5 protein-coding genes are annotated in these 12790 nt (G+C 43.8%); all 5 read right to left on the reverse strand.

What is annotated here, in order from left to right; genetic code table 11:
• Window positions 1-113: 113 nt before the first annotated feature.
• Window positions 114-2678 carry a hypothetical protein gene (locus tag AC0YOB_RS18305; protein ID WP_475794003.1) on the reverse strand — a complete coding sequence of 855 codons (2565 nt, stop codon included), beginning with the start codon at window positions 2676-2678 and terminating at the stop codon, window positions 114-116.
• Between the two features lie 191 nt (window positions 2679-2869).
• On the reverse strand, window positions 2870-5728 hold the full coding sequence (locus tag AC0YOB_RS18310) for an S-layer homology domain-containing protein (RefSeq protein WP_475794004.1): 2859 nt from the start codon (window positions 5726-5728) through the stop codon (window positions 2870-2872).
• 511 nt (window positions 5729-6239) lie between these two features.
• Window positions 6240-10445, reverse strand: a complete 4206-nt coding sequence (locus AC0YOB_RS18315) for an S-layer homology domain-containing protein (RefSeq protein ID WP_475794005.1) — start codon at window positions 10443-10445, stop codon at window positions 6240-6242.
• Window positions 10446-10634: 189 nt separating this feature from the next.
• On the reverse strand, window positions 10635-11768 hold the full coding sequence (locus AC0YOB_RS18320) for a glycosyltransferase family 4 protein (protein WP_210039277.1): 1134 nt from the start codon (window positions 11766-11768) through the stop codon (window positions 10635-10637).
• 244 nt (window positions 11769-12012) lie between these two features.
• Window positions 12013-12786: a WecB/TagA/CpsF family glycosyltransferase gene (locus AC0YOB_RS18325; RefSeq protein ID WP_475794006.1), complete on the reverse strand. Its 774-nt coding sequence runs from the start codon at window positions 12784-12786 to the stop codon at window positions 12013-12015.
• Window positions 12787-12790: the final 4 nt, after the last annotated feature.

The following is a 12790-nucleotide window of genomic DNA, read 5'->3' on the forward strand; positions in this document are numbered from 1 at the left end:
ACTAAGCTAGTTATCACTCATGTCAGTTTACTAGATTTCAAGTATTACTTCCACACGCAAAAGGAAGAAAAACCCCGCACTGGTCCTTTTGACCCGTACGGGGTTCGCTGCTGTTATTCGGAAGGAGTAAACCATTTTAAATCTTTTGTTGCAATCAGCAGCTTGGTATTTTGGAAGACATCATACACATTCAGGGTATAGTCTTCATATTTCTGAACATTAGCCTGGATATCTTTATCCGCGAAAATGATGGTAAGAGGTGTGCTCTCCGCCGCTTCTTTAAGAAGCTCTTCATCGGTCCCAGCAGTCCCTAATGCATATTGTTTGGAATAGGTCGTTTTCAACGTGTCTTTATTAACAAATTCAAACATCAGCTTATGATCGCCGGCAATGTAATCATATTGCTTGTCTTTGGACAAATTATAGTCAAACATCATCTTCAAGCCCTGCACATCGTATTCACCCGCTACATTCAAGTAAGCATTAACGTGGTGAATATCAAGCGTATAACCGCCAAACGTAATGCCTGTGAGACCTTGCTTCGTGCCTTGAGCATCCGTTCCGTTTAATGTGTAGGAGACAGGCTTCACAATAACAGGGATTTGAGTGGGCGAGCCTGTTCCGGTTCCTCCGGTGCCAGCACCTGTACCTGCGCCACCTCCCGTACCGCCTCCTGTATCCGGAGGAGATCCAGTGTCATTAGGAGCTACGAGAGACTGTCCAATAATGAATTGATAGGAAGTTGTGTCAAAATTTTTGGAAACCTGAGCCCATGCTGAGACCAGCGCTTTGCCATTTGGTGAAAGCTTCTCCTTCACCTCTGCAAACTGTACAGGTACGATGACGCCATTCTTATCCTGAATGTAACCACCCAGGTTAGCAATTAGCGCAGCTCGCGTCTCTTTATTGACAGCTTCCAGTTCTACATAGAAGTTATTTTTCTGCTCACCGGCAAATACAGCCGAACGGGTAACTTTGACCGAAGCACGTTTTCCGACACTTGTGACATCATAAGGCACGTCAATATTGCGTACCGGAGTTTCGCTAAGCGTCTGGCCAGAGAATTGATAAAGCTGCTTGCCTTCTTTGTCCTGTACCGGTTCTGTGCTTACGAATGTAATTTTATCGATTGCGGTTGTATAAGGAATTTCTGAATATACGACTTCCTCATAGGATGCGCCTGGAGCAATTGTAACCGATTCATCGAGCCCGACAGCCTTTTGTTCAGTGCCTATTTTGACACCGTTCACCATAAAATAACCGCTAAGAGAAGGAACCTGCTTGCTTACATCGCTGTTGTTTGTGATCGTCAGGTTAGCCATCAGAACATCATTGTCTTCCAGCGGCGAACGTGCAACAGAATCGAGTTTAACGGTGTAATCGTTATAAGCAAATGAGCTTTGCAGCGATCCCTGCTGTGATGTCGATTTGAGATAGTAGCTGCCGATAATATACGACTTTTCTTTCTCAGTGGCCGTTGTTTTTACGAGCAGTTGCGATGATTCCGGCTTAATCGTGGATGGGATTTCTCCGGTCAATGTAACCACCTTGTCGATCTTCGGCAGAAGCACACCATTTTCCTCTTTGGTAAATGTTAACGGATAGCTTGTTCCTGAAGAGGTTACGAGAAAATAATCCAGATTGGGGTTGGGAATCGATGCGGTCCCCGTATTCGTCAATGTATAATCAATCGATACCTGGTTCTTATCCGATCCTTGTGTGAGAAAAGCAGAAGCTGTTTTCGTATTGATTGGTGTTCCATCCATGTAGAACATTCGAGTCGCTCCAGCGGGCGTTACAGCAGCGGCTTTGGTCGCAGGCAGAGCGAACACGCCGGAAGGCAGCTGAACCTTGGATACATCATCATTCAGCGATGCAATAAAGGAGAGCGGTTTATCAGCCACAACAAGCGGTAACGTCGCATGCAGGGTAACGATTTTGCGTTCTTTTGGCTGAATGGAGGCCCCTTCCAAGTTGGAGCTCACATTATAGACGGACATGCTATCAGTTTGAATGAAGAAATTCATTTTAGACAAATCCGCCGATTGAAGACCGACATTCTCCAGAAGGAAATTGATGGTCAAGTAAGCATTATTGGCATCCTTTGTTATGTAGGACTGTTTGATAGCGCTTCTGATTTTATTGTTGTTATAGAGCATAACCGTATCCTTATAAGCAGGAATCTGATCGGTTGTATTTGCTGGATATTGAATCATTCCCAGTCTGCGCTCGTAATTCGCTACGGAGAAGTCCCATTTGACAACTTCAAAAGTTAGATCTGAAATCTTTGTTTGGTTATCTACAACGGTGTAGTACGTCAAATATTGCGTAGACTTCGGAGCGACCGTTGTTTTTGTTTTATCCGCTTCCGTAATAGTCGATTTAAAGGACTTGCCTGATTTTGTCTTCACTCGAAGCCAATAATCAATAAGATCCAATTGGGCGGAGCCATTATTCGTAATCGCTACGGAAAAAGCCAGCACCTTTCCTTTTTCCTGCATTAAGAAATGAGCATCACGAATATTCAAATAGCTGGAGCCGGTCAGTTTTACAATTTTGGATGATATCGCCGATTGGGCTGCTGCTGATACTGAAGCCGCTGGCAATATCAGATTAGGTGTGAGTAAGGATGATGCCGTTAATGTCACGACACCATATTTGATCCATTTTGAATTCACGTTCATTCCTCCTGTTTCTGTATATTCTATTAGACGCTTGACAGCTTTACTTTGTTTCGTCCTTTCGATAAAGTTTTATAGTTTCACTATACAGAATCAAAATGAAATGAATGTGAAGCGCTTGGATCAACGTAAATAAAAAGCAAAAAAACAGGCGAGGTTTTCCTCGCCTGTTCTTAGTAAAGATGGTATTAGTTAACTACGATAGTAGCAGTGTCTTGTGTTCCGTTAGACGAAACATAAGTCAATGTTGCGCTGCCTGATTTGTTACCAGCAGTTACAACAGTGCTATTAGCAGGTGCAGTTGCAATGTCTTTATCGCTGGAAAGGATTTGGAATGGAGCTGTAATTACAACACCATATTGATCCTTAACAGTTACAGTAACATTTACTGTACCGCCTTTTGTAGTTGTATACTCGTCAGCACCCAGTTCTACTGTTTTAACGACTGGAGCATCCTCAGAAACCGTTACTTCTTGTTCAGCAACTTTAGCGCCATTGAAGTATGCAGCTACTGTAGATTTACCAGCTTTCAAACCGTATACAGATGCACTATCTGAAGAGCTTACTTTCAAGATATCTTCGTTTGTGCTTGTTACAAATGTTGGATTGTTCGAAGCAAGAGTAACTGTTGTGCCACTAGCTGTTTTACCAACCAGTTTAATTGCTTTTTTATAAGCGTTACCGGCATCAACTGCAGATGATTTACCGAAGACAGTACCAACGGTATCAATTGCAAAAGTTTTAACATCAGCGGATGCAACTGAGTTAACATTAAACGTGTATTTCGTAACCGGTTTACCTGCATTTGGAGCTGTATTTTCTACAGTAATAGTAGCAGATCCAGGAGCAACAGCTTGCAGTTTACCATTTTCGTATTTAACAATGTTAGGTGCTGAACTGCTAACAGTATAAGTATTAGCTGTTACGTTCGACACACGGCCATAGTTGTCAACGATTGTGATATTATCTGCGTCGAAGTCAGGATTAGCACCGACTTCAAGCGTTGTTGTGAAATCTTTGATACCATTAATTGCAGTTTTGTAAGCAACGTCTTTAACTTCAAACTGAACAGTGCTAGTTTGTTGCAGACCACTTACAAATGTGTAGATAGTAGATGTACCAGTTTGTGCAAAGTTGAATACCAACTCGCCCTTAGCATTTACTTTCGGGTACCCTTGAGTTAATTGCAACCCTGCCATGAATTGTACATTGCTCAGGTTAAGATCCTTACCAGCGATTTGAGCTCCAAAGGAATCAACAGCTGCAAATGGGAACACAATGTCTTCGCCCTTAACAATTACTTTACCAGGGTGATTCAGTTGGAATTCTTTCACTGCAGCTGCTCCTGATACGACAACAGAAGTGTTTGCATTAGCACCAGTTGCTGCATTAGTGATGGAAATAAACAGAGTACCTGCTTTTCCTTTAGTGTTAAATGTTACAACACCATCAGAATCAACGTTTATTCCGTCAGCAATCTGCTTGTCACTGAAATAGAAGAACAATCCACCGTATTCAAAACTGTCTTCATTTGCGGCAGCAGTTTTTGAACCTGACGGGAGCTTGATCGTTTGACCGTTTTGATCGATCAAAGTCAATGGAAGAATCAAACCAGTTTCATTAGTGGAAATTCTGGTTTTATCTTTCAAAGGTGCTACCGTACCAATTTTGATTGAAGTAGCTGCACTACCATTGATAACTTTAAGGGTTTTAGTGCTTGAAAGACCAGCAGGAGCATATACAGCTTGAACCATAACGCTGTCTCCCAGAGTAGCATTACTCAGGTCAACCTTGCCATCGGAAATTGCAAGCGTTTGGGTCGTGTTATTTACAACAGAACTTTTAATAGCACTTATGATTGGACTAGCTGTAGTCATTTCTTCATTGAACTGATTGTAAAGTTTCACGCCAAGAGATTGATTAGCTGCTTTTTGCAAAGCAGGGGCAGTGATATCGACTTTAGTTGCCGCTTCTGCTACAACTTTCAAGTTGATCGCCGGGCTGCCTTTAACTGTCAGCACATAATCGCCTGCTGGCAAGTATGCAGCTGTCAGAACTACTGATTTACCGTCTTCAGCATACTCAGCTGTTACCGGGTATGGTGAGAAACTGTATTTCAGCTCATAAGTAAGATCTGTTTTGTCAGTTGCGGAAACTGGTTGGTTAAAGTTAACTGTGATTTTCTTAGCGCCTGTTTGTTTTGCTTCAGTTGCTTGAAGAACATCCAGCTTAACTGTAACTTCGTAAGTTTTGCCGTTGTACTCAACGGAAACTTTCGTGTCTTGACCAGCTACAAGAGCAGTATCAAGAGTTTTCTTAACAACTTGATCATCGGAGAAGGTTACTTCAATGTTCTTGTCATCGATAACTTTCGTCGATTTAACAGTTACAAGGTTAGTACCGCTCTCTACCAGGTCGTAAGTAACGTTAACGAGCATTTCGCGCGTTGCGTTTGTTTTGTACGAAGGAAGTTCAGCGATCAGCCCTGCTTGGATTGCTGCAGCTACATAGCCTTTAGCCCAAGCGGATACTGCACCGGATACTGCTGCATCGGATTGCTCCAAGCCAGCAACTTCGTCTGCTACTTTAGCAACTTGCTCGATTGTAACTTTGCCGGACGGACCAAATTTACCGCCGCCAAGACCTTCCATGATACCGTCAGCCGTTACAGCGCCGATAAAGCCTTTAGCCCAGTGAGTAGCGGATACATCGCTGTATACATTAGCTGCACTTGCGTTTTCTGTAAGGTTTGAGATTTTGCTAAGTACTTTTGCAAATTCTGCGCGAGTCATTTCGTTTTCAAGACCAGCGCCGCCCCCTGGATAACCTTCAAATACACCCAGTTCTTTCAGAGCGTTGAATTTCTCAAGTGCTGTCAGGTCCTTCTGCTCGTCAGCAGCAAATGCCGCGGAAGCGAACATCGAGAAAGCCATAGCACCGGCTACAATTACAGCTAAACTTTTTTTCATAACCTTTTTTTCTCCTCCTCTTAAATCCTTCGGTTGTTGAGAGTTGTGTTTGTAATATTGTTTGCCCGTTTCACTCATCTGTTGATTCACCCCCTTTCCAGAGTAGAGCACAATTCATATAAATGATGTCTGCAAGCATTAGGCGTTCCTTGTAGGAACATGTCGCAGAAACTTGTAAACTGATGAACGCAAGAAAATTTTGGTAGAGTCCCTCTGCCACTATAACATTATACAATGGGTCAATACTAGCGTAAAGAGGAATCTGTGAATATGTTCCAAAGTATTCTCCACCGCTTGTTGTCGGTGTTTGCGTCTCGTTCATGTAATTAAACGCAGCAGGTTTTAAAAAGTTGCGATACCGGAAAAAAATTTTCAAAAATAATTTCATAAGGCATCTGCTTAGACTTATCGTACGTTGACGTATTATGTAGAAGTCTCCCTGCTTTCACACATTGCTAAGTATAGCTTGAATACCCAGTTTCCGTCGATATCAAACATTTCCCATTCTAAAAGTTAGGTTTCCACTTAAACAGGTATTAATTACGGAACAAGGCTGCCTGGCAATCCAGACAGCCTTGTTCCGCTTTAATTAAGTTAATTTAGGTAAACGTTTCGTATCAGCAAGCAGCTTTCCGACAATAACGGATGCATCTGAGCGAAGCAAATTAGATTGCGGTTCAAATACATATCCCTTTTTCAAGTCGCTTGCATCGACCGGTGAACCCTGAATATATCCTTTGTTCGCCACAGCGAGCACTGACGCTTTGGCATAGTAACTAATATCGCCATAATCCTTAAATGTTTTCTGCAAAGCTTTATCGATCTTCGCTGGATCTGTTTCAAGCTTGAGATCCAGAGCCCGAGCTATAAATACAGCTGCATCTGCCCGGCTTAGATTAGCATTCGGTTCGAAGGTACGAGGCTGCGTTCCCCGGATTAACCCTTCTCTAGCCGCTGTTTCAATATAACTATAATCCCATAAAGCATCCTGATTAATGATTGGCGCAACATCATCGAAATGCGGTTTGCTAAGCTCGTAGTTAAGCGGAATATCCAATGCTTTTACCATCATACGGGTAAATTCACCTCGCGCCGTATACATGTCAGCTCCAAAGTCATCAAAATTTGCTGCGTTCATAACACCTTTGGAGAAGATAGCCTCCATATAATTTCTGGCGTATGGATGATTGGTAATGTCAGAGAATGAGTATACCATTTTGGCAACAACATAATATCCAAACTGATCAAAAGGAACGGTAATGGTATTTTTCTTGGTATCCACAACACCGCCAAGATTCACCCAGAACTTGTTCTTCACATCATAACGGAACACCGTGATGATCGTTCCTGTAGTATCGCGAATACTTGGATCAAATGCCAATGTCAGGCTTCCGCGCTTGGATGATACAAGCTCACGATCATCCGGCCTGTCATCATAAGTTGGTATTTTAGTACCGCCTGGACCCTTGGCTCCTGGATATTGATACGGATCCACACCCATTGTAAGGGGGTCGTAGCCAGGTGTTGTCAAGTCATCCGCCAATCCGGCATCTACCCAGAAAACAGGACTTGATTTGGAGAAACGGGTTGGGAAGGAAACTTTAAATCTTGTCCCAAAGTTCTGCATAATCAAATCAAAGTCTGCTGGCGGATTGTCATACTCGCGACGGTCAACGACGCCATCTTCCGGATTGGCAATCGCAAACAGCAGTTTATGACCGGAGAAAACCTGGTTCTTGAAATTGCTTGGCACATTGAAATCACGTCGAATAAGAGCTGCACCTTTAGGGAAAGTAAGCGTTAAAGCTCCTTCAAAAACCTTGTTGGAGCTTTTCATATCGTCCAGAACTTCAGCACCAGGTATATTCGTTGGTGTGTATGTCACATTTATAAAGCTGGTGATTTTATCACTTGCATTCTCGATGGTGAAGCTAATTTTGTTCACACCGGCTTTGAGCCCGGTAACCGTTGATTTGAATGCATTCGGATAATCCAATTCGTCCGTGATAACGCCATCGTTATTGTAATCATATTCGAACTTCTCAGCTGCTATTTTATTAATTGTAACTTTATCAGCGCCTCTGGCATTGATGATTATATCAACGAAGTTTTTATTAACGATACCTTCGGCTGGCAGATATGGACGTAAAACCTTGTATGGAAGCGTAGTTGGATCAACTTCCATGCGGTAGGTTGCTTTGGGACCGGTTGTACCACTGTTATAAACATTAAACAGATAAACACTCGAGCTGCCATCAGCATTAAGCTCCTGCCTCTTCAGAATAAAAGAGAACTGCTGGTTAGCCAGATTATACTGCACGACCAGATCGCCATTAATGGTCGCATTCGCTGGGTAGATGCCTACTGGCGTATCCCCGTTAACAACCATAAAAGGGTCAGAGAGCTTCCATTGAATATCATTTGCAAGCGATGCTCCACTGATATTCAGGATATAGTCGTCGGCAGGTCTATGACCATTACTATTCGGTACTAGAAGAGTATCCATCTTGCTTTTAACTGATCCCGAATTGTTTGTTGGATCATAGGTTTCACCAAGATCAATAAAATCAAAAGTTCCAAATATGTTCATATAAGGCTCTGTTGTTGTATAAATCGATCCCTGCTTAGGGAACTTCGGATCATTTGCGAGCGGTTTAGGATCTGTCACTGCACCATCGTAAGTAAAAGGATAGACACCTGATGCTTGAGCCGGAATTACCGGCAAGTTGGTTGGCACGATGTTTACTTTTACAGTTTTTTCATAGTAGCTTGTTGTGCCTTGAAATACGAATTTGATTATATTTTCCCCACTGAACATTGCGTTAAATGCAGCGGTTGGATCGGAAGCCAGTATAAAATGGGTGTCATGTTCCCCATCAACTGGTTCCAGAGCAAATGGAACATTATTAATGTAGAAGTAAACCGTACGTGGTCCAGTTGTTGTGTCAGCTTCATATCGGATTTCATCTGTATTATTAATATTCTGTAGCTCACCTCTAAACAATCCCAGCTTCGAATTGTCTGGATTAGCATTCGCTGTTGTACCAATAATTTCAGCTACACGATCCCCCAGCACTTTGGTGGAATCATCATAAATCGTCATTGTATCATAAATTTTGTTGTAGCTTGCGAATGGTCCGAATAACAGTGTGAATTTGGCAGTCGATTCTGCTCCTGTAGCGACTTTCATAAAGATCGTCTGAGTGCCCTCAAATGGCATTTTTGCAAACTCCAGCACAATGCGCCGGAATGAAACCGATTGCCCGTCAACCATTTTGGTAACGATCGTATTAGATTTCTCCACACCAAATGAATCTGCAGTCGGGGTCGATGATGTGTCTTTTTTGTTGCCATACAGATCCTGAATTTTCGTGATTTTAAGATCATCACTATCAACAGCATCGGGATTCCCAATCAATACTTCCACCCCGATCGGAAGCCCGTAAATACTTTTACCCTCCAAAGGAACACCTTCGATTCCTTCAAAGGCTGTAGGCTTATAGCCCGGCAAATAATTGATTTGACTGATAAATGGTGTGTCTCCATTGCGGAGTGAGAAATATAAAGCATCTGTCCCCTGCTGGATGTCTGTTGAACCCACATGCCGATTGTATTCATTATCCGCAGTCAGTTTGACATTGTATAATTGATCAAAAGACATCACTGACGCAGGACCAAGATCAATTTGATATTCATAAATAAAGAAGCTGTCTGTTTCCAGCGGTGTGCCTACCACTGACACAGAAGATATATCACCTGTGATATCCGTATAGGTTCCTGCAGTTGTCAACTTGATTCCTGCTTTCAGTGAGCTGAGAGCATTTGGATCCCCCCCTAGTGAAGCAATCGGATTCGGGTGCGGCAGCATAACTGTTGTGGGAGGGGTTCCACTTGTAACTTCGTATCGGCTGTTCGGGACTATAACTTTACCGGTAATCATCAGCTCATTACCATCGTCGATTACCAGATTCGGACTATATTCCATTTCTCCCGTATCAATCGTGCCCGTTGGTGAGGCGGGATCTGACGTTTCATTGATATTCACATCGTAGAAGGTTACGTTGCCATTATAAAAAGCGATTTCACGTGTTGTCTGGATAATCTGAGTGCCATTCGCAATTTTGAAGGTAACCAGGTTTTTTCCTTTTTTAAGATTGATAGGTGCTGCGGCGAATGTATTGTCATTCGTATTATTAACCGAATAGGTTTTGCTGCTGCCATTAACAACAACCGTTACTTGCTGCGCATTTGGGGCTTTACCCGTGATGCTGATATCAGCCGTGTTGAGACCTTTTGAAGCATTGGACTGCACGACAGTCGTCCCGTTCTCGATAATCGGATACTGATTACCATCCAGACTCGCAGTTAAGTCATACAGCATTGGGCCATTGCGGTATTCAACAAAAATGGAGTTTGTTACTTCCCCACCGCCCTGCGTACCTTTAAACGTAATCTTGTTCAGACCAGGAAAGAGTTGTACGTTGAATATCTGGATACTGAACCCATTAAGGGAAACATTACTTGTTAAGTTTTCGCGCTCGCTGCCAACTTCTTCGGTCGAAGGATTGACAATTTGATAAACGTTATAAGAAATAGACGACGGATCTACGTTGTTAATCGTTCCTTGCAATGTGATACGCTCGTCTGTCGTAATACGCGGTGAACCGATCTGGTCGCTCTCTGACGGGAATGTGAAATTCCCTGTCGCTGCTTCTGCCGTCTTAACGCTGCTTATAGGCAGCAGTGAAATGACTAAGGACAGCAACATAACCCACATGCCTAATTTCTTAATCACAGTAAGCCTCCTCCACTCTTTTGCACCCAAATTTCAATTAGTTGTAATGTTGTTATCGGTGCGAAACTGGAAAAAGTTTAGACATTTCGGATAAAAAAGCTCCTTTACAAAACAAAAAACTCCTCTTCGCGATGGAAGAGGAGTTATATTTATCCAACCCTAATTATTGGAAGCCAATTACAATTGGCATTATTTCGTTCGCGATTGCTCCGTGCGCATGAACAGGCGTTGGATGAAATTGATGAGCGGTCGCCTGGATTTGTCGACGATTCCTATCAGCTCAGCGCCTATCTGCAAGACGAAAACCAGGATCAGAATGACTACGAAGGTGATCCAGTTGGCCGCGACGGACTGTACGATCGTTGACTGAATAATCGCGCATAGGCCGAAGAAGGAGGCAATAGCATAGATGATCAGCACTGTCCGGCGGTGGCTGAATCCAAGCTCGCGCAGACAATGATGCAAATGGCCTTTGTCCGGTGCGAAAATCGGCTTCTTGTTGACCCAGCGGCGCACAATGGCAAAGAAGGTGTCCGAGAGCGGCACGCCAATAATGAGAAGCGGCGTGACAAAGGAAACGACTGTCACTTGTTTAAAGCCCAGCATGGATAAGGTGGCTAAAGCGAATCCGAGGAATAAAGACCCCGTATCGCCCATGAAAATTTTGGCGGGATGAAAATTATAGACGAGGAAGCCAACTACACCGCCCAGCAACAGCGCACATAACAGAATGACCGGTGCAAAGCCCATGATAGCAGCCATAATCAGAATTGTGCCGATCGCAATACCTGATACGCCGGCAGCCAGCCCATCCAACCCGTCGATAAGATTAATGGCATTCGTGACGCCAACGATCCACAGAATCGTTAAGGGAATACTGATCCATGCGGCAATAGGCTGCATCGATTCACCGAATGGAATATTGAGCAGGTCGATCTTGACGCCAAAGCCAAATACGACCACACACGCTGCCGCGATTTGACCGAGAAGCTTTATTTTAGCGGAGAGCTCGAACCGGTCGTCAAGCATGCCAATTACGACAATAATGGAGCCTCCTGCGAGAAGGGCGTTGATAATATTCAAATCATAATGGCGAAGCATACCTTCAGGAATGAATGGTTTGATGACGAAATAGGCAATTACAAAGGCTCCAAATATACCTAGTCCGCCTAGACGAGGCATTATACGCGTATGAACTTTGCGATGATTAGGCTTGTCTATAGCCCCGATCTTGAAAGCCAATTTAATAACAAACGGGGTTAACACGAGCGCTATACAAAGTGAAACTGCAAATCCGATTCCATAAAGAATGCCTTCAGCCATCTCCATCTCCCTTTCGTAAAACATAAGCATGATACAGGCTTCAGTCACGCTTACATTTGGGGCGAAGAAACAATTATCGTCGTCACTCGCAGCAGTACCGTACCGGGACAAAAGCTTTCATTATCAAGTCGGTCGTGCATGACGCCAGCCGTTTCTTCCAATACCGCCGGAATGAATTATACTCCGAATGAAAAAGAATCGCTACTCCCGTTTTCAAGCGATTATAGCGGTTTACTAGCGATTTCTAGGCAGCTTTGCGGTGTTTTCCAATGTTTCCTTTATCTCGCATCACTTTCACGACGAATTTCGGCAGAGCGAACATCCTCCGGTATCTTGAGGGCTGCTGCAAAAGCCGGTAGAGCCATTCCAAACGCAGCTTTTGAAAAAGCTTGGGGGCTCTTTTCAATACGCCGGCAATAACGTCAAAGCTTCCTCCAACGCCCATCATAACCGGTACATGGAGGGCTCGTTTGTGTTTGGCTATCCATGGCTCCTGATTATCTACCGCCCGTGCGACAAACAGCATATCGGGCGCGCACTCCCGGATTTGCCTAATGACTGCTTCGTCTTCATCCGGCCCGAAAAACCCGTTGCGATAACCCGCTATCGTTAGCCCCGGATATTGCTGCTGAAGAATATCGGCGGTCTTCTCAATGGTTTCTTGAGAAGTCCCCAGCAAAAACACACGCCATCCGCGAACATGTCCTTCTTCAAATAGATGATGCATCAAATCAAAGCCCGGCACCCGCTCGGCAACCGGTTGGCCAATATGAGAGGCTGCCCATACAACACCCGTGCCGTCAGGGACCACCAGGTCGGCGCCTGCCATTACGTCGTGGAAATGATTTTGTTCCAATGCCGTCATTACCATAATGGGGTTCCCTGTTATAACTTGCGTCGGTTGGCGCTGTTCAATACATTCAGTTAGCAAATTTACAGTATCCTGCATATTCAGCTTGGAAAAACGGATGCCGTATATCGAAACCGTCGGCACACTTGCCAAGGCAGACTGACTCATTTAT

Source organism: Paenibacillus sp. JT31N17, from assembly GCF_056269255.1.